At 71.2% G+C, this 24,410-nt stretch carries 21 protein-coding genes; 16 read left to right on the forward strand and 5 right to left on the reverse strand.

Translation table 11 applies throughout. The features are described from left to right. Window positions 1-692 (reverse strand): lysylphosphatidylglycerol synthase domain-containing protein (locus HG543_RS07230; RefSeq protein WP_169343947.1); only part of this gene is annotated, 692 nt, incomplete at its 3' end. 300 nt (window positions 693-992) lie between these two features. On the opposite strand from HG543_RS07230, the gene HG543_RS07235 reads away from it, so the two are divergent. Beyond that, window positions 993-1,652 carry a hypothetical protein gene (locus HG543_RS07235; protein ID WP_169343948.1) on the forward strand — a complete coding sequence of 220 codons (660 nt, stop codon included), beginning with the start codon at window positions 993-995 and terminating at the stop codon, window positions 1,650-1,652. An 87-nt stretch (window positions 1,653-1,739) separates the two neighbouring features. Here HG543_RS07235 and HG543_RS07240 read toward each other — a convergent pair whose 3' ends face one another. Continuing rightward, on the reverse strand, window positions 1,740-2,057 hold the full coding sequence (locus HG543_RS07240; protein ID WP_169343949.1) for a hypothetical protein: 318 nt from the start codon (window positions 2,055-2,057) through the stop codon (window positions 1,740-1,742). Window positions 2,058-2,409: 352 nt separating this feature from the next. On the opposite strand from HG543_RS07240, the gene HG543_RS07245 reads away from it, so the two are divergent. The 13 genes from HG543_RS07245 (at window position 2,410) to HG543_RS07305 (ending at window position 18,166) form a co-directional block, all read left to right on the forward strand. Further along, window positions 2,410-3,258, forward strand: a complete 849-nt coding sequence (locus HG543_RS07245) for a hypothetical protein (RefSeq protein ID WP_169343950.1) — start codon at window positions 2,410-2,412, stop codon at window positions 3,256-3,258. Between the two features lie 45 nt (window positions 3,259-3,303). Then, window positions 3,304-4,527 carry an ROK family transcriptional regulator gene (locus HG543_RS07250; RefSeq protein WP_169343951.1) on the forward strand — a complete coding sequence of 408 codons (1,224 nt, stop codon included), beginning with the start codon at window positions 3,304-3,306 and terminating at the stop codon, window positions 4,525-4,527. Then, window positions 4,524-5,381, forward strand: a complete 858-nt coding sequence (locus tag HG543_RS07255; RefSeq protein WP_169343952.1) for a glycoside hydrolase family 16 protein — start codon at window positions 4,524-4,526, stop codon at window positions 5,379-5,381. Before HG543_RS07250 ends, HG543_RS07255 begins: the two co-directional genes overlap by 4 nt. Next, the gene (locus HG543_RS07260) at window positions 5,378-7,021 is read left to right on the forward strand and encodes an ABC transporter substrate-binding protein (RefSeq protein WP_169343953.1); all 1,644 of its coding nucleotides are present in this window, start codon (window positions 5,378-5,380) and stop codon (window positions 7,019-7,021) included. Before HG543_RS07255 ends, HG543_RS07260 begins: the two co-directional genes overlap by 4 nt. A gap of 1 nt (window position 7,022) precedes the next feature. Continuing rightward, window positions 7,023-8,003 carry an ABC transporter permease gene (locus tag HG543_RS07265; RefSeq protein ID WP_169343954.1) on the forward strand — a complete coding sequence of 327 codons (981 nt, stop codon included), beginning with the start codon at window positions 7,023-7,025 and terminating at the stop codon, window positions 8,001-8,003. Further along, window positions 7,996-9,756, forward strand: coding sequence for a dipeptide/oligopeptide/nickel ABC transporter permease/ATP-binding protein (locus tag HG543_RS07270; RefSeq protein WP_169343955.1), 1,761 nt, complete (start codon window positions 7,996-7,998; stop codon window positions 9,754-9,756). Before HG543_RS07265 ends, HG543_RS07270 begins: the two co-directional genes overlap by 8 nt. After that, complete coding sequence (locus HG543_RS07275) at window positions 9,753-9,950, forward strand: hypothetical protein (RefSeq protein WP_169343956.1); 198 nt, start codon at window positions 9,753-9,755, stop codon at window positions 9,948-9,950. Before HG543_RS07270 ends, HG543_RS07275 begins: the two co-directional genes overlap by 4 nt. Beyond that, window positions 9,947-10,942 (forward strand): ABC transporter ATP-binding protein, encoded by a 996-nt coding sequence (locus HG543_RS07280; protein ID WP_169343957.1) that lies wholly within the window; start codon window positions 9,947-9,949, stop codon window positions 10,940-10,942. The genes HG543_RS07275 and HG543_RS07280 overlap by 4 nt, the downstream gene beginning before the upstream one ends. After that, window positions 10,923-12,293: a GH1 family beta-glucosidase gene (locus HG543_RS07285; RefSeq protein WP_169343958.1), complete on the forward strand. Its 1,371-nt coding sequence runs from the start codon at window positions 10,923-10,925 to the stop codon at window positions 12,291-12,293. The genes HG543_RS07280 and HG543_RS07285 overlap by 20 nt, the downstream gene beginning before the upstream one ends. Then, window positions 12,290-15,601 carry a glycoside hydrolase family 2 TIM barrel-domain containing protein gene (locus HG543_RS07290; protein ID WP_169343959.1) on the forward strand — a complete coding sequence of 1,104 codons (3,312 nt, stop codon included), beginning with the start codon at window positions 12,290-12,292 and terminating at the stop codon, window positions 15,599-15,601. Before HG543_RS07285 ends, HG543_RS07290 begins: the two co-directional genes overlap by 4 nt. A gap of 10 nt (window positions 15,602-15,611) precedes the next feature. Continuing rightward, complete coding sequence (locus tag HG543_RS07295) at window positions 15,612-16,166, forward strand: hypothetical protein (protein WP_169343960.1); 555 nt, start codon at window positions 15,612-15,614, stop codon at window positions 16,164-16,166. After that, window positions 16,163-16,819, forward strand: coding sequence for a putative glycoside hydrolase (locus tag HG543_RS07300; RefSeq protein ID WP_169343961.1), 657 nt, complete (start codon window positions 16,163-16,165; stop codon window positions 16,817-16,819). Before HG543_RS07295 ends, HG543_RS07300 begins: the two co-directional genes overlap by 4 nt. A gap of 219 nt (window positions 16,820-17,038) precedes the next feature. Then, window positions 17,039-18,166: a UTP--glucose-1-phosphate uridylyltransferase gene (locus HG543_RS07305; protein ID WP_169343962.1), complete on the forward strand. Its 1,128-nt coding sequence runs from the start codon at window positions 17,039-17,041 to the stop codon at window positions 18,164-18,166. 15 nt (window positions 18,167-18,181) lie between these two features. On the opposite strand, the gene HG543_RS07310 is transcribed toward HG543_RS07305, so the two are convergent. Continuing rightward, window positions 18,182-20,389, reverse strand: coding sequence for a sensor histidine kinase (locus tag HG543_RS07310; RefSeq protein WP_169343963.1), 2,208 nt, complete (start codon window positions 20,387-20,389; stop codon window positions 18,182-18,184). Window positions 20,390-20,548: 159 nt separating this feature from the next. Further along, on the reverse strand, window positions 20,549-21,442 hold the full coding sequence (gene sigJ / locus HG543_RS07315; RefSeq protein WP_169343964.1) for an RNA polymerase sigma factor SigJ: 894 nt from the start codon (window positions 21,440-21,442) through the stop codon (window positions 20,549-20,551). Window positions 21,443-21,541: 99 nt separating this feature from the next. Between sigJ and HG543_RS07320 the strand changes: the two genes are divergently transcribed. Both HG543_RS07320 and HG543_RS07325 read left to right on the forward strand, forming a co-directional pair. After that, window positions 21,542-21,997 (forward strand): carboxymuconolactone decarboxylase family protein, encoded by a 456-nt coding sequence (locus HG543_RS07320; RefSeq protein WP_169343965.1) that lies wholly within the window; start codon window positions 21,542-21,544, stop codon window positions 21,995-21,997. Between the two features lie 113 nt (window positions 21,998-22,110). Then, a complete protein-coding gene (locus HG543_RS07325; protein WP_169343966.1) occupies window positions 22,111-23,139 on the forward strand; it encodes a hypothetical protein in 1,029 nt (342 codons plus the stop codon). Here HG543_RS07325 and HG543_RS07330 read toward each other — a convergent pair. Beyond that, complete coding sequence (locus tag HG543_RS07330; RefSeq protein WP_169343967.1) at window positions 23,123-24,034, reverse strand: NmrA/HSCARG family protein; 912 nt, start codon at window positions 24,032-24,034, stop codon at window positions 23,123-23,125. The two genes, HG543_RS07325 and HG543_RS07330, sit on opposite strands and share 17 nt — an antisense overlap. Window positions 24,035-24,410: the final 376 nt, after the last annotated feature.

Genomic DNA, 24,410 nt, shown 5'->3' on the forward strand with positions numbered 1-24,410 from the left:
CGCCCCGCCAGCCCTCCCGCCATCACCCATCCGGAGAGGAGCGCGATGGCCACGAGCACTCCCGCCACGCCCGCCACCGCCCAGGGCAGCGCGCTTCCCGCGGAGGTCCGGGCGAGGAAGCCCGCCCCGAGCGCCAGCCCCACCCCGAGGTAGAGGCCATGGCCCAGGAGGATGAGCACCTTGCGCACGGCGATGACGCCGACGCCCTCGCCCAGCGGCACGCCGCAGCGGGAGCGCAGCAGCACCGGCTTCATCGTCTCCGCCAGCAGCGCGCCGGCGGGCAGGCCGAGAGCGAGTGACTCGACGCCCGCGCGGAGGCAGACGAGCCTCCAGGCTTCCGCGCGCCGGCCCATGGCGGCCAGCAGCCGGCTCCATGCGTGGCCATCCAGCACCAGGGAGACGCCGTAGGGCACCAGGGCCAGCAGCACCACCGGCCCCAGCCGCGCGACTTCGGCCCAGGCCCGCGCCAGGTCCGCGTCCCGGAAGGTGATGAAGAGACAGCCCGCCGCGACAGCGAGCCCCAGCGCGTACAACACCTTCGCGTGCCGGGCCCGGGCGTGGCGGGAGTCCGCGCCGGTGACGCGCCCGGGCCCGTACAGCGCCTTCTCGCGGTCGGCCCGCGCGTGGCGGGCCTCCGCGCCGGGCATGGGGCCTGTCAGGTGGACTTCGGAGTACCCGCTTCCGTGGGTCATGCGCGGGCACCCTAGAGAGCCCACGTGACGGCACGGCCGCGCCCTCGTGGCGGCGCGTGACATCTCCATGCCGCCCACGCCAACACCACCCCCGCGGCCCGGAGCCCCCTTTCGAATTTCCGGAGCCTTTTTTCACCCCGCGTCCCAGGCGCAACTCCGCGCCGTCACAGGGGTTTATTGGGGCCGATGCAAGAAAATGTAGGCATGAAGCAACCATGAACCTGCATGTACGACAATGCGAATGAGGGTTGCACTTCGGCCCTCATCCACTCACTCCCCCTCACCCCATCGGAGCAAACCATGAGCGCCATCTCCAAGCTGTCCGCGGGTCCGTCGCTGGCTTCCTTCCGTTCCATCGGCTCCGAGATGAAGGCCGGCGAGGCTGGCAAGCTCCCGGGTCAGGAGACGGCGGAGAACGCGCTGAAGGCGCTCAGCCAGAACCCCATCCTCCGCTCGCTGCTGGGCGAGAGCGCCTTCGAGGGCGTGAAGGGCGCGGGCAAGGCGGAGAAGGCGGGCGCGGCCGGCCAGGCGAAGCCGGAGGAGGCCCTGTCGAAGATTCTCGACACCCTCAAGCAGCTGGTGAGCGTGCTGCAGACGCTGGCCGGTCAGAAGCCCGGTGAGGGCGCCCAGGGCCAGCAGCAGGCCGGGGGTCCCCAGGCTCCGCAGCAGCAGGCCGGTGGCGCCGAGGCCCCGCAGGGCGCCGGGGCGCCGCAGCAGGCCGGGGGTCCCCAGGCTCCGCAGGGCGCCGAGGCCCCGCAGCAGGCCGGTGGCGCCCAGGCTCCGCAGGGCGCCGGTGGCGTCGCCGAGGAGGAGGACGAGAAGGACCCCCTCAAGAAGCTGCTCAAGGCGCTGCAGCAGATCGTCGAGACGCTCGGCAAGCTCATGCAGTCGCTGGGCGCGCAGGGCGGCGCCGGCCCGGGCCCGGGTGCTGGCGGCGCGGCGCCGGCCGCGGCGGCCTGAAGCCCCCCTTCCTCATGAAGTCAGGCGGCCCGCCACCCTCCCAGGGGTTGGCGGGCCGTCGTGCATGCGGAGCACGCCTTTCCGCGCTCAGCTCCGGATGAAGCCCCGCTTGAGGCGCTCCAGCTCCGCGCTGAGCTTCTTCATCTCGTCCGTCTGCTCCACATCGAGGCCGCTCTCGCGCAGCGTCGTCGTCAGCTGGGAGCGGAAGACCTCCACCAATGACGCCGTGGCCGGAGAGCCCGTGGCCTGGAGCTGACCGCCCAGCTGCGAGAGCACGTCATTCAGGGCCAGCGTCACCTTGCGCACCTCCGCCTCGAGCTGCTCGCGCGACAGCCGTCCCGGCTCCTTCGCGGCGCGCGTCAGCTCCTGCAGGGACTTGAGCAGCGATTCCACGTCCTGTGCCATCCGGTGCGCCTCCCCATCCCAGCGGTGGGGCGCAGCCTACTCCCTTGTCCAAGCCCAGGCACCAGACCGGGGTGCTCCACACCCATGTGCCTGGACGAAAGCCACGTGCTTGCATTCGTGACGAAGTCGCTGATACTTTCTTCATCACCCGAACGAAGCCAGAAGCGTTCGCGGCGGGGATGGGGTGGGTACCCGGAGGCGCAGCGGCCGGACCGGGCACGCGTCAGAGTTGTTCTCCTCTGATGCAGTGCGTCCAGGGTGACGCATCGCGCAACGCAGACCTCGGCTCACAGCGGTGGTGCATTTCTTCGTCGTAAGTACGAAGTCATCCAGCAGTGGAGGGGACACAGCTATGCAGCGTGACAAGCGTTTCGCGTGGGCGTGGGCGGCCGCCGGGGTAGTTGCAATCACAGGCCTCCTCGGGGCGTGCGACCCGGAGGATGACGACCCGGCGCCGGCGCCCACGCCGGACGCGGGGACCCGGGCGGACGCGGGCACGCAGCAGCCGACGGACGCGGGCACCCAGACGGACGCCGGGACGCGGGCGGACGCGGGCACGGACGCCGGGACGCAGACGCCGACCGACGCGGGCACGGACGCGGGCACCCAGACGCCCACCGACGCCGGCACCGAGACGGACGCGGGCACGGAGACGGACGCGGGCACCGAGACCGACGCCGGGACGGAGACCGACGCGGGCACCCCGACGGTCGTCGTGGTGGACGGGAACTGGTTCCCGAGCGGCTACTTCGGCTCCAACAACAGCGCCGAGGCGGGGAACATCAAGGAGGACCCCTGCCCCGGCTCCAGGCCCGAGGGGGCCCGCGGCTCCTGCCACCGCTTCACCTGGACTCCCAGCAACGGCGAGGCCTGGGCCGGAGTCATCTGGCAGTACCCGGCGAACAACTGGGGTGCCGAGGACGGCTTCGCGGTCCCCTCCTGGGCCACCTCCGTGTCCTTCACGGCCTGGGGCGCCTCGGGTGACGAGGCCGTGGACTTCCTCGTCGGCATCGGGGCCCCGGACGCGGATGGCTTCGAGAGGAAAGAAGCCTTTCGCCTCACCCCGGAGCCGAAACAGTACACAATCGACGTCAGCCGCGTTCGAGGGAGCCTGGTGGTGGGTGGCTTCGGCTGGGTGTCAGGAGCGGGTGGAAAGACGGCTCCGGTCGTCTTCTACGTCGACGACATCCACTGGCACTGAGCCCTCCTGCCCCATGCCCGCGGCGGAATGGAGCGTGTGAGGACGATGCGAGTGGGAACGGCGGAGACGGTCGACGCGGCGGGGATGCGGGCGCAGAACAGCAGCCTCCTGCTGAACATGATCTGGCGCGAGCGGCAGATTTCCCGAGCGGAAATCGCGCGGCGGACGGAGCTCAGCCCGTCCACCGTGTCTGCCATCGTCGCGGACCTGGAGCACTCCGGCCTGGTGCGCAACATCGGCGCCGGGGTGTCCCGGGGCGGCCGCCGTCCCACCCTCATCGGCTTCTGTGACGACGCGTACAGCATCGTCGGCGTGGAATTGGGCGCCACGCACGTCACCGCCATCCTCACGGACCTGCGCGGACGCGTGCGCGTGCACCGGCACGCCCCCCAGGCGGTGCGCGACGACCCGAAGAGCACCCTGCAGAAGGTGAAGGAGCTGGTGCAGGAGTGCCTGGAGGCCGAGCGCGTGCCGAAGCGCTCCGTGCTGGGCATGGGCGTGGCCGTGCCGAGCCCCGTCCACCCGTCCGCCCCGGGCAAGCTGTCGCCTCTCATCGTGCCGGCGTGGCGCGACTACGACGTGCAGGAGTGGCTCAAGTCCGCCTTCGGCATGCCGGTGCTCGTGGACAACGACGCGAACCTCGGCGCGCTGTCGGAGTGCTACTGGGGCGCGGGCGTGGGCGGCGAGGACCTGGCGTACATCAAGCTGGCCACGGGCATCGGCTGCGGCTTCATCATCCACGGGGACGTCTACCGTGGCTCGGGTGGCACCGCCGGTGAGATTGGCCACATCGCGGTGGACTCGTCCGGCCCGCAGTGTGTCTGCGGGCTGCGCGGCTGCCTCGTCACCCTCATCGGCAGCGTGCCGCTGGTGGAGCGCGCGCGGGAGCTGATGGGCACCAAGGGCCGGCGCGCGCCCACCGTGCGCGAGCTGGTGGAAGGCGCGCGCGCGGGCGAGCAGGCCGCGCGACAGGTCATCGACAGCCTGGGGCACTACCTGGGCATCGCCGTGGCCGGTCTCTTGAACCTGCTCAACCCCGCCATCGTCGTGCTGGGCGGGGAAATCTCCTCGGTGGGAGACCTCTTGCTGGACCCCTTGCGCACCTCGGTGCGCAAGCGGGCGCTGTCCACCTCCATGGCGGAGACGCGCATCGTCACCTCCGCGCTCGGGGACAAGGCCATCGCCGTGGGCGCGGCCACCCTCGTGCTCCAGGCCGCGCTGCGCAACCGCTCTCTCTTCCCACTCCAACACGTTGGAAGGACCGCATGACCCGAACCCGTCTCCTCCCGTGGCTCGCGGCCATGGGAACCCTCGTCGCGTGCGACCCGGCGGCCCACCGCAACCAGAAGCCTGACGCGCCGCCGCCCTCCACCACTCCCCAGCCGAGCACCGAGTGGGAGCTGGTGTGGCAGGACGAATTCGAAGGCCCCGAGGGCACCCCGCCCGCCACCGAGCGCTGGCGGCACGACGTGGGTGGAGACGGCTGGGGCAATGCCCAGCTCGAGTTCAACACGGACCGGACGGAGAACGCCGCGCTGGACGGCGATGGCCACCTGGTCATCACCGCGCGCAAGGAGCGCTACGGCACCCGGGACTACACCTCCGCGCGGCTCACCACGAAGGGCCGCTTCGAGCGCGCCTACGGCCGCTTCGAGGCGCGCCTCCAGATGCCGGTGGGTCGCGGCATGTGGCCCGCCTTCTGGCTGCTGGGCGCGGACATCGACGAGGTGGGCTGGCCGCAGTGCGGTGAAATCGACATCCTGGAGTACCGCGGCCAACTGCCGAGCATCATCCGCGGCTCGCTGCACGGCCCGGGCTACTCCGGCGGCAACAACATCGGCCTGGAGCACGTCGTCGCCGGCGCGAAGCTCAACGAGGACTTCCACGTCTACGCGGTGGAGTGGGAGCCGGAGCGCATCCGCTGGCTGCTGGACGGCAAGGTCTTCTTCGAGGCCACGCCCAAGAGCCTGCCCGCCGGCAAGCAGTGGGTGTACGACCATCCGCACTTCATCATCCTCAACCTCGCGGTGGGCGGTAACTTCGTGGGGCCGCCGGACCGGACCACCGTCTTCCCGCAGCAGCTGAAGGTGGACTACGTCCGCGTCTACGCGAGGCCGGAATGAGCCGAGCACTCTGGCTGCTGCCCGCGCTGCTGCTGGCGGCGTGCTCGTCCGAGCCACGCCCGCGCGCCCCGGGCGTGCTGTTCGTGTCGGTGGAGCAGCGCAGCGCCTGGGTGCGAAACTTCAATCCGGTGTTCGCCGGCGCGGGCTCGCGCTGGCCCACGCGCGCGGGCGTCTATGAGTGCATGGAGGTGTTCCTCCCCTCCACCGGCCAGTGGACGCCGTGGCTGGCCACGGGGCACGCCTGGTCCGAGGACCACCACACGCTGCGCTTCACGCTGCGCGACGGCGTGCGCTGGTCCGACGGCCGGCCCTTCACGGCCGAGGACGTGGCCTTCACCTTCCAGCTCCTCAAGAAGCACCCGGCCCTGGACGCGGGCGGCGCGTGGCGCTTCCTGGAGGACGTGCGGCCCGAGGGGCCCCTCACGGTGGCCTTCCGCTTCTCGCGCGTCTACATCCCCGGCTTCGCCGAGCTGGCGCACCAGCCCATCATCCCCCAGCACATCTGGAAGGACGTGGCGGACCCGGTGACGTTCACCAACCCGGACCCGGTGGGCACCGGCCCCTTCACCGAGGTGCGCGTCTTCCGCAACCAGGTGTACGAGCTGGGCCGCAACCCGCACTACTGGCAGCCCGGCAAGCCCGCCGTGGATGCGCTGCGCTTCCTCGCCTTCCCCACCAATGACCAGGCCAACCTGGCCCTGGTGGAGGGCGAGGTTGACTGGGCCGGCAACTTCGTGCCCGCCGTGGACCGCACCTTCGTCTCACGCGACCCGGAGCACCACGCGCGCTGGTTCCCCCTCTTCGGCAGCACCGTCTTCCTCTACCCCAACACCATGCGCCCCCCGCTGGACGACGTGCGCGTGCGCAAGGCGCTCAGCATGGCCATCGACCGCGAGCGGCTGGTGGACATCGCCATGTACGGCTACACGCGGCCGGCCGACTCCACGGGCCTCAACGACGCGTACACGGGCTGGCGCGACGCGCAGGCCGCGAGCGGCGCGTGGGTGCGCTTCGACGAGAAGGAGGCGGGGCGCCTGCTGGACGAGGCGGGCCTGAAGCGCGGGCCGGACGGCCTGCGGCGCAAGGCGGACGGCCAGCCGCTGACGCTCGACATCGAGGTGGTGGGCGGCTGGTCGGACTGGGTGCGCGCGGGGCAGGTGGTCGCGCGTGACTTTCGCAAGCTCGGCGTGGACGCCCACCTGAAGACGTACGAGTTCGGCGCGTGGCAGGAGCGGCTGCAGAAGGGCGAGTTCCAGCTGTCCATCTCCTGGTCGCTGGACGGCCCCACGCCGTACACCTTCTACAAGTGGCAGCTGTCGCGGCACACGGTGCGCCCGCTGGGCGAGGTGGCCGCGGCCAACTGGCACCGCTTCGGCGACGCGGAGGCGGACGCCCTCCTGGAGCGCTTCGAAACGGCCGTCTCCCCCGAGGAGCAGAAGGCGCTGATGGCGGGCGTGCAGCGGCGCTTCTCCGAGACGGCGCCGGCCATTCCCCTCTTCCCCAACCCGTCCTGGGGCGAGGCCAACTCGCGGCGCTTCACCGGCTTCCCCAGCGAGAAGAACCCCTACGCGCGCCTGTCCCCCCACGCCGAGCCCGACAGCCTGCTGGTGCTGACGACGCTCGCTCCGAAGGAGAAGTGAGATGCACTACGTCCTCCGGCGGCTCGGCTTCTACCTCATCGCGGCCTGGGCCTCGCTGACGCTCAACTTCGTCATCCCCCGGCTCGCCCCGGGAGACCCGGCGTCCGCGATGTTCGCGCGCTTCGAGGGGCGCATCCAACCCGAGGCCATGGCCGCGCTGCGCGCCGTCTTCGGCTTCACGGACGCGCCGTGGCACGTGCAGTACCTCACCTATCTGAAGCACCTCATGTCCGGGGAGCTGGGGCTGTCCTACGCGTACTACCCGTCCAGCGTGTCGGAGGTCATCGGCACGGGGCTGGTGTGGACGGTGGGGCTGGCCGGGTTCGCCGTCATCTTCAGCTTCGCGCTGGGCTCGCTGCTGGGCGTGCTGGCGGCGTGGAACCGCGGCGGGTGGCTGGACTCGGTGGTGGCGCCGGCGCTCGCGTTCCTCGGGGCCTTCCCCTACTTCTGGCTGGCCATGCTGGCCCTGTACCTCTTCGGCTTCGGGCTGGGCTGGTTCCCGCTGCGCCACGCGTACTCGCATGACGTGGAGCCGGGGTGGACGCTCACCTTCGCGGCGGACGTGGCGCGGCATGCGGTGCTGCCGGCGGCCTCCATCGTGGTGGCCACGCTGGGCAGTTGGATGCTGAGCATGCGCAACACCATGGTGGCCACGCTGGGCACGGACACCCTGCGGCTGGCCCACGCGAAGGGGCTGCCCCCGCGGCAGGTGATGCTGCGCTACGCCGCGCGCAACGCGCTGCTGCCCAACGTCACCGGCTTCGGCATGGCCCTGGGCTTCGTGCTGAGCGGCTCGCTGCTGACGGAAATCGTCTTCTCGTACCCGGGCACCGGGTACCTGCTCATCCTCGCGGTGCGCAACCAGGACTACCCGCTGATGCAGGGGCTCTTCCTGGTCATCACCCTGGCGGTGCTCGCCGCCAACTTCGCCGTCGACCTGCTGTGCCTGTGGCTGGACCCGAGGACCCGCGCCCATGCGTGATTCCATTCGACGTCTGTTCCGCCACCGGAAGGCCGCGGTGGGCGGGAGCATCCTGCTGTTCTTCCTCGTCCTGGCCCTCATCGGACCGTGGCTCGTCATGGACCCGAGCGATCTGGTGGGCCGCCCCCACCAGCCGCCCTCCGGCGCCCACCTCTTCGGGACGAACGGCCAGGGCCAGGACGTGCTCGCGCAGACGGTGGTGGGTGCGCGCGAGACGCTGGCCGTGGGCTTCGCGGTAGGCGCGCTCGTCACGCTGGTGGGCGCCCTCATCGGCGTGACGGCGGGCTACCTCGGCCGCCGGGTGGACGACGCGCTGTCGCTCACCACCAACGTGTTCCTCGTCATCCCCGGCCTGCCGCTGGCCATCGTCCTCGGCGCGTACCTGCCGTCCGGGCCGCTGCGCATGGTGGCGGTGCTGACGGTGGCCGGCTGGGCGTGGAACGCGCGCGTCTTCCGCGCCGAGGCCCTGTCCCTGCGCAACCGGGACTTCGTGGCCGCCGCCGCGGTGGCGGGTGAAAGCCGCGCGCGCATCGTCGCTCGCGAGCTGCTGCCCAACATGGCGTCGCTGCTCGGCTCGTCCTTCATCGGCAACACGCTCTACGCGGTGGGCGCCCAGGTGGGCCTGGAGTTCCTCGGCCTCGGCGACGTGGGCAGCGTGACGTGGGGCACCAACCTCTACTGGGCCGGCAACGACGCGGCGCTGCTGACGCGCTCATGGTGGATTTTCGTCCCCACCGGCGTGTGCATCGCCCTGGTGGGCTTCTCGCTGACGCTGCTCAGCTCCGCCATCGACGAGCTGACCAACCCCGCGCTGAAGGCGCCCCCCGCGGTGGCCGCCATCACCCCGGTGACGTCCGCCGCCCAGGCCGAGCCGCAGCCGCCCGGCGTGGTGCTCAGCGTGCGCGAGCTGTGCATCGACTACGCGACGGAGCGCGGCCCGTCCCGCGTGGTGGACACGGTGTCCTTCGACATCGCCCCCGGCGAGGTGTTCGGCCTGGCCGGCGAGTCCGGCAGCGGCAAGTCCACCATCGGCTACGGCCTCTTGCGCCTCCTGCCCCCGGCCGCGCGCATCTCCCAGGGCCGCATCCTCTTCGACGGCACGGACGTCACCGCGCTGGACGAGGAGGCCCTGCGCGCCTTCCGCTGGGCGAAGGTGTCCATGGTGTTCCAGAGCGCGATGAGCGCGCTCAACCCCGTGCTCACCCTGGGCGAGCAGTTCCACGACACGCTGGCGGCGCACGGGCGCACCACGCGGGCCGCGTCCTACGCCCGAGCGCGGGAATTGCTGGCCATGGTGGGCCTGTCGCCGGAGCTGGTGAGGGCGTGGCCGCACCAGCTCTCCGGCGGCATGCGCCAGCGCGTGGGCATCGCCCTGGCCCTGGCGCTGGAGCCGAAGCTCGTGGTGATGGACGAGCCCACCACCGCGCTGGACGTCGTGGTGCAGAAGGAGCTGCTTCAGCGCGTGCTGGAGCTGAAGGCACGGCTGGGCTTCGCCGTCCTCTTCATCACCCATGACCTGCCGCTGCTGCTCGCGCTGTCGGACCGCGTGGGCGTGCTCCAGGGTGGCAAGCTCGTGGAGGTGGACACGGCGGCCCGCCTGCGCACGGACGCGCGCCACCCGTACACGCGCCTCCTGCTGTCGTCCTTCCCCCACCTCAACGCCGACGACGCGACGGGGCCGACCTCGAACGTGTCGCTCGCCGCCCCCGAGCGCCCCCCTGCCCTGGCCGCGCTCAGCGGAGGTCACCGATGAGCGCGCCCCTGGTGGAGGTATCGATTCTCCCGAGCGGCACGGTCGAGCGCGAATCCTCCCGCGCGGCGCAGCCCTCCGAAGTGCGCTCCCACGCGCAGCGGAGGCATCCGATGAGCGCGCCCCTGTTGGAGGTCTCGGACCTATCGCGCGGCACCACCGAGCGCGCCCCCACGTGCCGCGGAGGCATCCGATGAGCGCGCCCCTGTTGGAGGTGTCCGGCCTGTCGCGCAGCGTGCCCGTGGGCGGCTTCCTGTCGCGATCGCGGCGCACCCTGCTCAAGGGCGTGTCCTTCTCGCTGGAGCGCGGCGAAATCGTCGCGCTGGTGGGAGAGTCCGGCAGCGGCAAGAGCACCCTGGCCCGGCTGCTGGCGCGGCTGGACACGCCGGACGGCGGCAGCCTCCGCCTGGGCGGCGTGGACGTGCTCGCCGAGGAGCGGCGCGGCGCCTCGCTCGCGTACCGGGGCCGCGTGCAGATGGTCTTCCAGGACCCGTTCGCCTCGCTCAACCCCGTGCACACCGTGGCCCATCACCTGGAGCGTCCCCTGCTCCGCCACGGGCGCGCGTCCGGCGCGGAGCTGACGCCGCGCGTGCACGCGCTGCTGGAGTCCGTGGGGCTGACGCCCGCGGCGTCCTTCGCCCAGCGCTACCCGCACGAGCTGTCCGGCGGGCAGCGCCAGCGCGTGGCCGTGGCCCGGGCGCTGGCCGTGGAGCCGGACGTCATCATCGCGGACGAGCCCACCTCCATGCTGGACGTGTCCACCCGCCGGGGCGTGCTCCAGCTGCTGCGCGGCCTGACGCGTGAGCGCGGCATCGGCATCCTCTTCATCACCCACGACCTGGCGAGCGCGCGCCACCTCGCGGACCGCATCCTCGTGCTGTACGCGGGCGGCGTCGTGGAGGCCGGACGCACGGCGGACGTGCTCTCGGCGCCCCGGCACCCGTACACGCGGCTGCTCCTGTCGGCCGTGCCGGACGGCGCGGACTTCCTGCGCGCCCCGCTGCCAGTGAAGGCCGCGGCGGGGCCGGTACCGCCGCGAGGCTGCGCCTTCGCGCCCCGCTGTCCCCACGCGGACGCGCGCTGCCACGACACCCTTCCCGCTGAACACCACCCGGCGGCGGACCACGTCGTCCGCTGCCACCTCGAGTCCTCGAAAGGAGTCTCCAACGATGCGGCAGTTCCCTCCTGACTTTCTCTGGGGCGTGGCCACCTCCTCATATCAAATCGAGGGTGCCACCACCGTCGACGGCCGCGGCGAGTCCATCTGGGACCGCTTCTCCGCCACGCCGGGCAAGATCGCCGACGGGACGGACGGCTCCGTGGCCTGCGACCACTACAACCGCTGGCCCGAGGACGTGGCGCTGATGAAGTGGATGGGCGTCAAGGCCTACCGCTTCTCCATCGCGTGGCCGCGCGTGCTCCCCACGGGCCGTGGCCCCGTGAATCGCAAGGGCCTCGACTTCTACTCGCGCCTGGTGGACGGGCTGCTGGCCGCGGGCATCGAGCCCTTCGTCACGCTCTACCACTGGGACATGCCGCAGGTGCTCCAGGACCAGGGCGGCTGGCCCGCGCGTGACACGGTGAGCGCCTTCGTCGAGTACGCCGACGAGGTGAGCCAGGTGCTCGGCGACCGCGTGACGCGGTGGATTACCCACAACGAGCCCTGGTGCATCAGCTTCCTGGGCTATGCCAACGGCGAGCACGCGCCCGGCCACAAGAACTACCGCGAGATGCTCGCCGCGGCGCACCACCTGCTGCTGTCGCACGGGCAGGCGGTGTCCGTGCTGCGCTCCAACGTGAAGAACGCGGAGGTGGGCATCACCCTCAACCTCGTGCCCGCCCAGCCCGCGTCGCCCAGCGCCGCGGACCTCGACGCGTGCCGCGCCTTCGACGGCATGTTCAACCGCTGGTTCCTGGACCCGCTCGCCGGCCGGGGCTACCCGAAGGACGTCATCGCCGACCACGTCGCCGACGGGCACCTGTCCTCCGAGACGCTGGACTTCGTCCAGCCCGGAGACCTGGAGGCCATCGCCACCCCCACCGACTTCCTCGGGGTGAACTACTACAACCGCGGCATCATCCGCAGCAACCGCATCCCCGAGTCCGAGAACGCCCCGCGCACCGTGCACGTCGGCCCGGAGCGCACGGACATGGACTGGGAGGTCTACGCCAGCGGCCTCACGGACCTGCTGCTGCGCCTGAAGAAGGACTACGCCCCGCCGCGCCTCTACATCACGGAGAACGGGGCCGCCTACGCCACCGGGCCGGACGCGGACGGGCGCGTGCGTGACACCAAGCGCTCGCACTACCTGCGCACGCACCTGGAGGCGTCGCTCGCCGCCATCCAGCAGGGCGTGCCGCTCGGCGGCTACTTCGCGTGGTCCCTGCTCGACAACTTCGAGTGGGCCTACGGCTACCAGAAGCGCTTCGGGCTCGTCTTCGTGGACTACGCCACCCAGAAGCGCATTCCCAAGGACAGCGCTCACCTCTACCGCGCGGTCATCGCGCGCAACGGCCTGGACGTGGAGCTCGCGGCATGAACCCCCTCATCCTCGCGACGTGTCTGGCGCTGGCCCAGACGCCAGCTCCAGCCGCGGCCCCCGCCACGACGGGCCCCAACTCCACCAACCCCACCGCGGCCGGGCCCGCTCCCGCCGAGCCCACCGCCACCGAGCCGGTCTCCGAGAAGCCGGCGCAGGCCTCCGACGCGCCGGTGGTCCAGCCCGCGCCGGCGCTCCGTCCCACGACGGGCCCGGTGTCCGGCACGGTGGCCTCCGCGTCGCTCGTGCGCGTGCACCGCGACGAGCGCGGCTTCAAGCTCCAGGTGGAGGGGCGTGACTTCCCCATCCACGGCATGAACTGGGGCTACACGCCCATTGGCGAGAACTACCGGTACTCGCTGTGGGTGCAGAACGACGACTTCATCCGCGCGGTGCTCACGCGCGAGATGACGCTCCTGCGCGACATGGGCGTCAACGCCATCCGCCAGTTCGACGACATCCCCCCGCGCTGGGTGGAGTACATCTACCGGAACTTCGGCATCTACACCGTCGTCAACCCGCTGATGGGCCGCTACGGCACCAACGTCAACGGCGTCCTGGTGCCCAACACGGACTACTCCAATCCCGCGCACCGCCAGGCGCTGCTCACGGACCTGGCGCAGAAGGTGGAGAAGTACCGCGACGTGCCCGGCGTGCTGATGTGGATGCTGGGCAACGAGAACAACTACGGCCTGCACTGGACGGGGTTCGAAATCCAGCCGCTCCCCGGCCAGGAGGACGCCGCCCGCGCCGAGTCCCTGTACTCGCTCATGGGCGAGGCGGTGCGCACCATCAAGGCCCGCGACACGAACCACCCGGTCTCCATCGCCAACGGTGACGCGCAGTACATCGACCTCATCGCGCGGCTGGCGCCGGAGCTGGACATCTTCGGCACCAACGTCTACCGCGGCCCCTCCGCGCGGGACTTGTTCGACGTGGTGCTCCAGAAGCTGAACAAGCCGGTGATGTTCACCGAGTTCGGCGCGGACGCGTTCGACGCGAAGGCGGGCCGCGAGGACCACCTGGCGCAAGCGGAGTACCTGCGCAAGCAGTGGGAGGAAATCTACACGCAGGGCTACGGGCAGGGCCGCGCGCAGAACGCCATCGGCGGCTTCGTGTTCCAGTGGGTGGATGGCTGGTGGAAGATGGGGCAGGAGTCCAACCTCTCCATCCACGACACCACCGCCTCCTGGCCCAACGGCGGCTACCCCTCGGACTTCGTCGAGGGGCAGAACAACATGAACGAGGAGTGGTTCGGCATCTGCGCCCTCGGCCCCGAGGACGAGGCGGGCATCGCCCGGGTGCAGCCGCGCACGGCCTACTACGTCCTCCAGGCCGCCTTCCGGCTGGACCCGTACGCGCCCACCACCAACGCCGACACCATCCGCGCCCACTTCGCGGGCATCCGTCCCACGGAGATGTCGCGCGGCTACGAGTCCTCCGTGGCGCTGGCGCGCGCGGAGGAACTGAGCGCGGTGCGCGTGTCCAACCTGCGGCTGTACCTGGACAGCTCGCTGTCGCGCGGCAGCATCGCCACCACGCGCGCCAACCAGGTGGCCGCCGACCACACGGAGTCCATCTTCTTCGACCTCGCCCTCCAGCCGTCCTCCGGCGTGTACGGGCGCGCGTCGTTCAACGTCGTGGGCAACGTGGCGCAGAACCGCCTCAACAACCTCTTCTACGAGAACCGGGGCACGCAGCCCGCGCCGGCGCCCGTCGTGGGCGGCCCGCCGTCGCCCACCGCCCCGGGCGGCGCCGTGGGCCAGCCGCTGGGGCTGGAGCGCTTCGCCCTCTACCAGGCCGAGTTCAAGCTGGACCGGCAGGACTTCGCGCTCGAGGGCTACTACCGCGTCGGCCACTACCACTGGGCGGAGGAAGGTGACCTCTTCGGCCTGTACCGCGAGGCGAACTACGGGCCGAACGTCGACATCTACCACGGCAACGCGCCCTTCGGCGTCGTCTTCAGCGGCAAGCGCAACCTGGACGGACTGAAAATCGCGGTGGGCCCGGAGCTGTACTGGGGCGCCAACCCCTCCATCGTCGCGAAGTACCGGAAGAACGTCGGTCCGGTGGCCGTGACGCTGATGCACCAGGAGGACATCGCCCGGGGCTCGACGCAGACGACGGCGTCCGTCATCCGCGAGCGCGTGGCGCGCAGGACGACGCTGGGCCTGGAGTGGCACCGCGGCCCCATGCTGCTGGAGGTGGGCGGCATCCTCGCGGCGCCGCAGCGCATCGGCGAGGATTTCACCTGGACGCGGCGCACGGACGGCCCCAGCTACATGGGCACCGGCTACGAGGTGCTCCAGGACAAGGTGCAGTTCCTGGACACGCTCGGCGCGAAGGCGCGGCTGACGTACGACATGGGCGCGGTGCGCTGGTTCGCCCAGTCCTCCTTCCGCGGCCTCGTGGCGGACGGCGGCCCGGAGCAGCGCACGGTGCTGACGGGCTGGAGCCTGCGCGAGAGCGGCCGCGGCAACCACGTCGCCGGGCAGCTCGGCGCGGCGGTGCAGCTGAGCAGCAGCTTCCAGGTGTCGCCCAACGTGCTGTACCAGAAGCCGCTCATCGGGCCGAACCCGACGCTCGGCGACGCGTACGACCCGGCCACGGGCATGTACTTCCCGGGTGTGCGGCCGCGCAACGTGCTGGTGGATGCCTTCACGGTGCTGGACAACCGCGAGACGCTCGGCGCCGAGCTGCTCATCACCTTCGACCCGACGCCCGGCACGTGGTTCTGGTCGTGGGACCGGGAGATGCGCGAGGACGCGCCCTTCGCCGCGGGCCTGGACCTGGTGTACCGCCGCCAGCCCACGTCGCGTGACGCGGGCATCGCCATCCTCGCGGATGGCAGCACGGTGGCCTTCGGCGCCGCGCCGCCCGCCGCGGACGAGTGGGAGGCCTCGCTGCGCCTCGTGGGCAACCCCTCGCCGCGCCTGAAGCTGTACGGCACGGCGCTGGTGGGCAGCCTCCAGTCCCCGGGCGAGGACGCGCGGCAGGTGAAGCGCTTCGGCCTGGACGGCTCGGCGCTGTACGACACGCTGCTCTTCACCGCGCAGCTGCGGCTGAACGACTGGGGTCCGTACGACTACCACCGCGTCTTCAACCTGACCTACCCGCTGCAGCTCGGCGGCGACGTGTCGTACGGCCTCAAGAAGCCGGTGCTGGGCGCGGTGACGACGCGCTTCGGCCTGCGCGGGCTGGTGCGCTACCTGGACGAGTACTCGGAGGGGCTCAGCGCGGCGGCCCTCGAAGAGGGGCTGAAGGGCCGCGAGTTCGAGGTGGGCGCGTATGCAATCCTTTCGCTCTGAGGCGGGCCGTATGAAGACGTGGCTCCTGCTGGCCGCGGCGGTGGGCATCTCCGGGTGCTACGACCGCGCCAACTACGTGTATGGCGAGTCGCTGGACGGGCTCAAGCTCGAGCTCTACAGCGAGAACGAGGGCATCCACCCGGACACGTCCGTGCTGGACGACCCCAACAACCCCTTCGCGCTCAACTCCCCGGGCGAGGAGACGAAGTGGGACATCCAGTCCAGCGGGGACCGCGTCGCGGCGTTCTACGCGTGGTCCACGCTGCTGGCGCGGGGGCCGTACGGTGAGGCCCAGTTCTACGTGGCCACCAACCTGCAGGGCATCTACCTGAACGGCGAGGCGGCGCAGGAGGACCTGCCCCAGGTGCGGCAGCAGGCCATCCGCGCCTTCCAGTCCGTGCTCGACAACTTCCCGGACGCGGTGACGTACGACGCCACGGGGACGAACGCGTACGAGCTGCTGACGCCGGCGTTCAAGGGCATCGTCGACCTGGGCGGGACGGTGCAGGGCGGCTGGGTGCTGGTGGTCACCTCCAACGACCAGGAGAGGGCGGTGAAGCCATGAGGAAGGCAGCGGTTGCATTGCTGATGCTGGTGGCCGCGTGCCGGCCGGAGCCCGGGGACTCGGACTACGAGAACCAGGGGCAGTTCAACCAGTCGCCGGACGGGGGCTCGCCGGGTCCGAACTCGGACGTGCTGCCAGGGCCGTTCCCCTTCGAGGAGGGTCAGCGCCGGCTGGGCGTGGGCTTCTACGAGGGGGGCCGCACGGACGACATCCCCATCGACAACACCACCACGCACGTCTACCTGTACGACTCCACCGTCACGATGGAGCCCTCCACCACCCGCGTGGAGGGCCGCACCGCGGACCTCGCCGTGCACGCGGGCAAGGCGTGGCTGGGCTTCGGCGTGCACTGGGACACGACGCGCAACCTGAGCACGTGGAAGACGCTGCACGTGAGCCTGCGCTCGGAGGACCCCGGCTTCGCCTCGGTGAAGGTGGGGATGAACGACGCCGCGCGGAGCGTGCAGCTCGACGTGGAGAAGTACGGGTACGTCAATGACGGCGAGTGGCACCACCTGTCCATCCCGCTAACGGAGTTCACCGCGGGCGGACTGAACCTGGCCGCCGTCAACGCGCCGTTCGTGCTCATCGCGGGCCAGGGCCAGCCGGCGGACAAGCTGCTGCTGGACAACCTGTACTTCACGGCGGAGTGACGACGTGCGGCGCGGGGGAGTGCCGTCGGGCCTCCTCCGCGCCCTGTCGTCGGCCAGGGTGTCACCGCACCGCGGGGCGCCGCCCGGCGAAACCGGGTCTGGAGGAATCATTCCGGGGCTGGTGTCCATTGGACCCTCGGATTCCCACCGTTCAAGAGCAGACGGCCAGACAACGTTTTGCCGTTGCTTTCGCTCGCTGGGTCGAAGAAGCCTTGAGCCATGTCCACGGAAAAGATTGACGCGGAACTCGAAAGTCCCCAGCTCGCGCGCGACGGCTTCGACGTCGCCAGTTTTCGTGACCTGCTCGGGAAGCTGAAGCGCGGTGAGCTCGCCGAAGCCGCGGCGCCCTTGGGCGCCCTGGAGCCGCTCCACGAGGGCGACGTCCAGCCGCTGCCCCGCCCGGGTACTCCGGCGTACGAGCGGTGCCGGGCCCGGGGCGAGGAGGCCTTCCGCAAGGGCCAGGTGGCGGCGCTCATCGTGGCGGGCGGCGCGGGCACGCGCTTCGGCGGCGCGGTGAAGGGGCTGGTGCCGGTGTTCGGTGAGCGCACCTTCCTGGACATCAAGCTGGAGGAAGGCCGCCGGCTGGAGGAGCGCTTCGGGCGCCCGGTGCCCATGGCGGTGATGACGTCGTACCTCACGCACGACGGCATCGAGGAGCACCTGAAGAAGACGGGGCAGACGAAGAACGTGTACCTGTTCCGCCAGCGGATGCTGCCGCGCCTGACGGCGTCCTTCGAGCTGTGGCGGGACACGGAGGGCAAGCTGTCCTTCGCGCCGTCCGGCCACGGTGACGTGTTCAGGGCCCTCCGGGACAGCGGCGTGGGCGAGACGCTGCGCAAGCAGGGCGTGCGGCAGGTCTACTTCTCCAACGTGGACAACCTGGCGGCCACGCTGGACCCGGTGGTCATCGGCATGCACCTGGAGCTGGGCAAGCAGATGACGGTGGAGGTGACGCCGCGCACCAACCCCAGCGGCGCGCTGGACGCGGGCGCCGCGCCGGTGCGCATCAACGGGCAGCTCCAGCTGGTGGAGAAGGTGGACCCGACGAAGCACGCCACCATCTCCACCAACAACATCACCTTCGACCTGGAGCCCCTGCTGGACCGGGCCATCCCCATCCCCTACCGCGTCGTCACCAAGAAGGTGGAGGGCCAGTCGGTGGTGCAGCTGGAGCAGGTGACGGCGGAGGCCAGCAGCCTCACGCGGCCGGACGGCCAGCCGCTGTTGCCGGTGACGTTCATCGAGGTGGAGCGCGTGGATCCGGCCACCAGCCGCTTCGAGCCGGTGAAGGCCCCCGAGGACTTCCCGCGCGTGAAGGACCGGCTCAAGCCCCGCATGGGGGGCTGAGAGCCGCGCCTCGCCTCACCGGGGGAGGACGACCTCGAAGCGGCTGCCCTGGCCGGGCGTGCTGTGCACGTGGACCTCTCCCCCGTGGGACTCGACAATCTGCCGGGTGATGTAGAGCCCCAGGCCGAGTCCTCCGTAGTGCCGCTCGCTGACGGCGCGCCCGAAGCGCTCGAAGATGCGGGTGAGGTGCTCGGGCGCGATGCCGATGCCCGAGTCCTCCACGGCGATGCGCACGTGGGCCTCGTCTCCGGACAGGCGCAGGACGACGGGCTTGCCGGCGCCGTACTTCAGCGCGTTGGTGAGCAGGTTGGTGAGCACCTGGTCCACGCGCAGCCGGTCCCAGCTGCCGCGCATGTCGTCCTGCGTAATCAGTGACACGGCGCACCCGGCCTGGGTGGCCGTCACCGAGAAGCGGGACACCACGTCGCGCGCCAGCTCGGCCAGGTCCAGCGGCTCGCGGTCCAGGGTGAGCCGCCCGCTGGAGATGCGCGACACGTCGAGCAGCCCGTTGACGAGCGCCGACAGCTTCGCCACCTGGCGCTGCACCACCTCCAGCTGCGAGGCCACCACCGGCGTGGGGATGGCGGGGAGCCCCTTCTGCGTCTCGCGGCGCAGCGACTGGAGGCGGAGCTGGAGCGGCGTCAGCGGCGTCTTCAATTCGTGACTGGCGATGGAGAGGAACTCGTCGCGCAGGAGCACGGACTGGCGGGCCTCGCGGTAGAGGATGGCGTTGTCGAGGAGCAGCGCCGCGCGCCGCGCGAGGTCCTGGGCGGTGGTGAGGTCCGCCTGCGTGTAGCGGCGCGAGGGCCGCACGGCGAGGAAGGTGAGCGCCCCCAGCGCGCGCCCTCGCGCCAGCAGGGGGACGGACATGATGCAGTGGAAGCCCACGGCCTTCATGACGTCGTAGTGCCTGTCGTCCACCGCCACCTTGCGCAGCCACGCGTCGGAGACCTCGTCCACGAGGAGGGACTCCGCTCGGCGCACCACGCAGGTGGTGGGGTGGCGGCAGCCGTCCGGGCCGGGCGGGAAGTCGCGCACCTCGCGGGCGAGCGCCTCGTCGGCCGCGTCCGCGTGCGCCACCGACATGCGCTGCACCGCGCCCGAGTCATCGACGACGTCCACGAAGCACCAGTCCGCCAGGGCGGGCACGGCGAGCCAGGCGAGCGCGCTGAGCGTCGCCTTCGGGTCCAGCGACGAGGAGGCCAGCACGCGGCTGGCCTCCGCGAGGAAGGCCGCGCGCTGCTCGGCGGCCTCGGCCTGGGTGCGCGCGGCCTGCTCCTCTCGCAGCAGCCGCTCCAGCTCCGCCTCCGTCGACTGGCCCGCGGACAGGTCCGTGTTGATGCCTACCCACTCGCGCGGGGTGCCGTCCTCGTTGAAGATGGGCACGGCGCGCGCCAGGGTGGTGAGGTACGTGCCGTCCCGCCGCCGCAGCCGGTACTCGCACTCGTACGTGCCGCGGGACAGCTGCGAGGGGCGCGACAGGTACGTCTGGCGCAGCGCGTCCGCCACGCGGGCCTGGTCGTCCGGGTGGACGGCGGACACCCACCCCCAGCCGGAGTACTGCTCCCGCGACTGCCCGGTGAAGTTCTCCCAGGTAGGGCACGGGCGGTCGATACCGCCCTGACCATCCGTCATCCACACCACGTGCTTCGTCGCGACGACGAGCGCCTGGAAGCGCTGCTCGCCCTGGCGGACCTTCCGGCGCAGCGCGGCGTTCTCCTCGCGCAGCCGCACCGTCTCCAGTGCCAGGTCGGCCAGCCCCGCCAGCCCGCCAATGGCCGCCTCGTCCTCCGGGGAGAAGTCCTCTCCGGACATCGCGTCGAAGAGGTGCAATTGCCCCTCGCCCCCGAGGAACGGCACTGAGAGCCAGCCCTTCGGCCGCGACGTCCGGCCCTCGCGGGCGGCGGGCGGAGCACCGCTCCCCTGCTCCGGCCAGGGCGATTCACGGCCCGGGCGCCGCACCGCGCAGGGGCCCATGGGCACGGTGTAGCCCCCCCAGGTCTCGTAGCTCCGCGAGAGGGAGGTGGTGCACGCCCCGCGTCGCCCGGCGACCGAGGAGGACAGCGTGACGGTGGCCTGATGGGCGCGGGCGAGACACCGGGCCGCGTCCGCCAGTCGGAAGAGCGCCTCCTCGAGGGTGGGCGAGGTGGCCGGTGAGCGGGGTGCCTCCTCCTCGTCGTCGAGCGAGTCTTCCAGCACGGGCGCGGCGGGTTCCATGGCCATGAAAAATCCCCTCCACGGAGAACTCCTCACGGCCGTGCGCACATCGGCTCATGGCTCGGCTGCTCTCGGAGGCCGCCCGCCGGGCAGGCGACCTGGCGTGGGACTGGTACGGGTCCATGGCCGCGCCGTCCACGAGCGCCGAGGCACGGCGACGCCAGCTCAGGCGTGGGGCGCGTCGAGGACGGCCAGGTCGAGCTGACGAAGGCCCGCGGGCTCGGCGACCACGTCGATGCGGGCAATCTTCCCGTCCGTGAGCGTGAAGCGCAGCACGCGGAGGAGTCGCGCTCCTGGAGCCACGACGACTCCCACCCTCCCCTCCACGAGCGCCGGCCGAGCGGCCCGGGCACCGCGCGCGAGCTTGAGAATCTGCGTGGCCACGGTCCCCGCGCCGCGAAGCTCTGCCGGTGTGCCCGGCGGCAGCGCGGCGCGGTCGCCCTGGACCACCACTTCCGGGTCCAGCACCGCGAGGAGCGCGTCGAGGTCCCCCGCGCGCAGGGCCGCGAGGAAGGCGCCGACCACGTCTCGCTGGCGGGTGAGCTCGGCTTCGGGGACCGCGGCGGCGCCCTGGACCCGGCGGCGCGCGCGGCTCGCGAGCTGCCTCGCCGCTTCCGGAGTGCGGCCCACGATGGAGGCCACCTCCTCGAAGGGCACGGCGAAGAGGTCATGCAGCACGAACGCGATGCGCTCGGCGGGATTCAGCGTGTCGAGGACCACGAGCAGCGCGAGCCCGACCTGGTCCGCCAGGAGCGCCTCCTGCTCGGGGTCGACGCCGCCCTCACGCTCCACGAGCGGCTCGGGGAGCTGCGCGCCGTGGAGCTCCTCGCGCCGCGCCTCACGCGAGCGCAGCAGGTCCAGGCACACCCGCGCGACGACCGTCGTCAGCCAGCCCCCGAGGTTCTCGACGCCGCTCGTGTCGGCACGGCTGGCCCGGAGCCAGGATTCCTGGACGGCGTCCTCCGCCTCACTCAACGAGCCGAGCATCCGGTAGGCCACCCCCCGCAGATGTGCCCGGTGTTCCTCGAATCGCGTCGCCAGCCCGTCGTTTTCGGTCATCGGTCACATCCTTTTTTCGGGATTCGTCATGGCAGTGACGGCCGAGAAATCCCGGTCGTGGTGACCCATACACCTGCTGCCATTCGAAGGAGAACCCCGATGCAAGCTCGAATGAAGAACCCCGCCATGCTCGTCCCCGAGGCCCTGCCTGCCCTGATGGCGCTGGGGAAGGCGGTGAAGCGAGGCGTCGTGCCGGCGAAGACGCTCGACCTCGTGCACCTGCGGGCGAGTCAAATCAACGGCTGCGCCTTCTGCCTGGACCTGCACTCCCGAGAGCTCCTGAAGAACGGCGACACGCAGCAGCGGGCCTTCGCGGTGTCGGCCTGGCGCGAGTCGCCCCTCTTCAACGACGCCGAGCGCGCCGCGCTGGCGCTCACCGAGGCCATGACCCGGATGGATGACAGGACGGACCCGGTCCCCGATGCCGTCTGGCAGGAGGCCGCCCGGCACTACGACGAGGCGGCGCTCTCGACGCTGGTGCTGTCCATCTCCATGGTCAACCTCTGGAACCGCCTCAACGTCACCACCCGGCAGGTGCCGGGCACGGGCTTCTGAGCCAGGGCCTCGGTCGCGTCGAGGCGCGGACACTTTCGGGCGCATGGAGCATGCCGGGCAGGCAGTCCTCCCGTCATGCTCGCTCCTTCCCAGTTCATGGGAGGGGGGCGTTCATGTCGCAACCGCGCGAGGAGGCGCCCGCGCCTCGAGGCCCGCGCCAGTCCGTCTGGAGGGATGCGGGCGCGGCCCTCTCACTCGTCTTCGGCTCGCCGCTCGCCTTCTTCATCCTCACCGCCGTGGCCTTCATGGCGGCGTACTTCTTCCAGCTGGGCCCCAGCCTCCAGAACCTGGCCTTCCTGGGCTCACGCCCCGTGGGGCTGTGGCACATCTTCCTCCCGATTCAACCCGCGCTCTGGCTGGTCACCTCCCTCCTCGTATGGGGCGAGCTCAGGAAGCCGGACCCGCTCTGGCCGGACACCCGACGTGAGCAGATGGCGGTCGTGCTCTGCACCTCCGTCACCCTCGCCATGATTGGCCTCCCCTTCGTCGCCCAGTTCATCAGCTGGCCGGAGATGCCTTCGCTCGCAACGCTGAACACCCCTTCGATGTCCGCGTTTCGGACGAGGCTGCTCATCCTGAGCCTCATCGGGATTGCGGTTGCCGTCCTGCAAGCGCTCAGCGTGTTCTGCGTGCACGTGCAGCTTCTCCGGCTGTCGTCCGCGCCCCCGGCCCGGGGAACGGTGTGCGAGGCAGGAGACCTCGATGAAGACGTGCGGCGGTACTTGAAGCTCCGAGCTCGACTGCGACTGTTCCTGAGCCTCGTCGCGGTCAACGTCGGAACCTCGGTGCTGAGCCTGGGCATCCTGCGCAACCTGCTCAACGCGGCCCATCCCGCTCGACCCGAGCTGTTCCCGGCGGCACCGGTCGTGGGCTACAGCGTCTACCTCACCGGACTCCTGGCCAATGGCTATCTGCCGGTACGAAAGACCCTGGTGGACGTGGGCGAGGCTCTCGCGGAGCGGCTCGTCCGACAATCTCTCGGAGCCCAGGCGCCCTGGAAGGCCCGGTTCGAGGAGCAACAGGCCGCGCGCACCTACCTCGGCCTGCGGGAGTCCGCCTTCCAGGAGCTCCAGCAGGGCATCTCCGTGCTGGCGCCCCTCCTCGGTGGGCTCTCCTCACTGCTGCTCAGCCCGGGCGGGTAGCCGCGGGTCGGCCTCCGCTCGCGCATCCGAGCGCCTCGCGGTGTTCTTGTGCCCACATGGCGAAGGAGTGCCAGCCCACGTCGGGAAACTCGCGCCGGAGGGCGTCGATGTCCGCGCTGAACCCGACACGGTCCATCCACGCGAGCGTGGCCGCGACGTTCTGTCCCAGCTCGCCCTGCGCCGGGAAGGAGGACAGGGGCAGCGCCACGGGGTGGATGGCGTGCCCCAGCTCACGCGTGAGGATATCCGCGGCAATGGCGCCATCGAGCTCGTCGCCCGCGAGGTCGATCCGGCGTCCGAGGAACGGCTCGCGCTGTTCGAGCACGAGCGTGACGAAGCGGCCGATGTCTCGCACGGCGATGTACTGGACGGTCCGCTCCACGGGCATCCAGCGGACGAAGGAGCCGACGCGGAGGTTGGACAGGCAGAAGGGCGTGAGGAGGTTCTCCAGGAAGTACGCGGGCGCGACGATGGTGTAGGGCACGCCGGAGCGGGCGAGGTGCTCCTCGACACGGCGCTTGCTCTCGAAGCTGGGGATGCCCGTGTTCCGGTCCGCGTTGCAGGCGGAGGTGAACACGAAGTGCGCGACACCGGCCTCGCGCGCGGCGTCGACCAGCGCCATGCCCTTGGGAGCCTCGGCCGCCACACCCTCGAACGGAGTGGTGACACCGAAGACGGCCTCCACGCCCGCCATGGCACGCACCAGGGATGGAGCGTCCTCGAGCCGTCCCTCCACGAGCACCACTCCGAGCCGATGGAGCTCCGTCGCCGCGGGAGCTTCCGGCGCACGCACGAGCGTGCGCACACGGTGCCCCCGCTCCAGGAGACAGCGGGCCACGGCGCCCCCCTGCTGTCCCGTGGCACCGACCACGAGCACCTCGCGCTGCACCGACATCGAGCCTCTCCTCCCGCCAAACTCCGCGCCATGCACGCGACAGCCGGCCTCAAGCACCTCGCGTGGCACCAGCCTCGTGCCCTTCCTCCGGCCGGGAGCCACGCCACGCACGCGACAGCCGGCGCGCGACACCCACCTCGCGGCCCCAGCCGGCAGCCACGACGCGAGGTACGCCAGCTTCAACCATGGGCGCTCACCTCCACGGAAGGAATGGCCCACGAGGGAGGTCATCCAGCACGCCGCTGTCATCACGGGGGCGTCACGGGCCCCCACGCTCGGGCGCTGACGGAGCGGCCGGTGTCGTCGCGGTTACTGTTGCCCATCAGAAGGAACACTTCCTGGAGCGACGCGTCATCCAGGCGGTGTGAGAGTGGAC

The sequence above is a fragment of the Pyxidicoccus fallax genome, from assembly GCF_012933655.1.
Classification (GTDB): domain Bacteria; phylum Myxococcota; class Myxococcia; order Myxococcales; family Myxococcaceae; genus Myxococcus; species Myxococcus fallax.

Bases quoted from the DNA above. Each gene is read 5' to 3' on its own strand.
- HG543_RS07235 (WP_169343948.1), top strand. From the start codon at position 993: ATGAGCGCCATCTCCAAGCTGTCCGCGGGTCCGTCGCTGGCTTCCTTC.
- HG543_RS07240 (WP_169343949.1), bottom strand. From the start codon at position 2,057: ATGGCACAGGACGTGGAATCGCTGCTCAAGTCCCTGCAGGAGCTGACG.
- HG543_RS07245 (WP_169343950.1), top strand. From the start codon at position 2,410: ATGCAGCGTGACAAGCGTTTCGCGTGGGCGTGGGCGGCCGCCGGGGTA.
- HG543_RS07250 (WP_169343951.1), top strand. From the start codon at position 3,304: ATGCGAGTGGGAACGGCGGAGACGGTCGACGCGGCGGGGATGCGGGCG.
- HG543_RS07255 (WP_169343952.1), top strand. From the start codon at position 4,524: ATGACCCGAACCCGTCTCCTCCCGTGGCTCGCGGCCATGGGAACCCTC.
- HG543_RS07260 (WP_169343953.1), top strand. From the start codon at position 5,378: ATGAGCCGAGCACTCTGGCTGCTGCCCGCGCTGCTGCTGGCGGCGTGC.
- HG543_RS07265 (WP_169343954.1), top strand. From the start codon at position 7,023: ATGCACTACGTCCTCCGGCGGCTCGGCTTCTACCTCATCGCGGCCTGG.
- HG543_RS07270 (WP_169343955.1), top strand. From the start codon at position 7,996: ATGCGTGATTCCATTCGACGTCTGTTCCGCCACCGGAAGGCCGCGGTG.
- HG543_RS07275 (WP_169343956.1), top strand. From the start codon at position 9,753: ATGAGCGCGCCCCTGGTGGAGGTATCGATTCTCCCGAGCGGCACGGTC.
- HG543_RS07280 (WP_169343957.1), top strand. From the start codon at position 9,947: ATGAGCGCGCCCCTGTTGGAGGTGTCCGGCCTGTCGCGCAGCGTGCCC.
- HG543_RS07285 (WP_169343958.1), top strand. From the start codon at position 10,923: ATGCGGCAGTTCCCTCCTGACTTTCTCTGGGGCGTGGCCACCTCCTCA.
- HG543_RS07290 (WP_169343959.1), top strand. From the start codon at position 12,290: ATGAACCCCCTCATCCTCGCGACGTGTCTGGCGCTGGCCCAGACGCCA.
- HG543_RS07295 (WP_169343960.1), top strand. From the start codon at position 15,612: ATGAAGACGTGGCTCCTGCTGGCCGCGGCGGTGGGCATCTCCGGGTGC.
- HG543_RS07300 (WP_169343961.1), top strand. From the start codon at position 16,163: ATGAGGAAGGCAGCGGTTGCATTGCTGATGCTGGTGGCCGCGTGCCGG.
- HG543_RS07305 (WP_169343962.1), top strand. From the start codon at position 17,039: ATGTCCACGGAAAAGATTGACGCGGAACTCGAAAGTCCCCAGCTCGCG.
- HG543_RS07310 (WP_169343963.1), bottom strand. From the start codon at position 20,389: ATGGCCATGGAACCCGCCGCGCCCGTGCTGGAAGACTCGCTCGACGAC.
- sigJ (WP_169343964.1), bottom strand. From the start codon at position 21,442: ATGACCGAAAACGACGGGCTGGCGACGCGATTCGAGGAACACCGGGCA.
- HG543_RS07320 (WP_169343965.1), top strand. From the start codon at position 21,542: ATGCAAGCTCGAATGAAGAACCCCGCCATGCTCGTCCCCGAGGCCCTG.
- HG543_RS07325 (WP_169343966.1), top strand. From the start codon at position 22,111: ATGTCGCAACCGCGCGAGGAGGCGCCCGCGCCTCGAGGCCCGCGCCAG.
- HG543_RS07330 (WP_169343967.1), bottom strand. From the start codon at position 24,034: ATGTCGGTGCAGCGCGAGGTGCTCGTGGTCGGTGCCACGGGACAGCAG.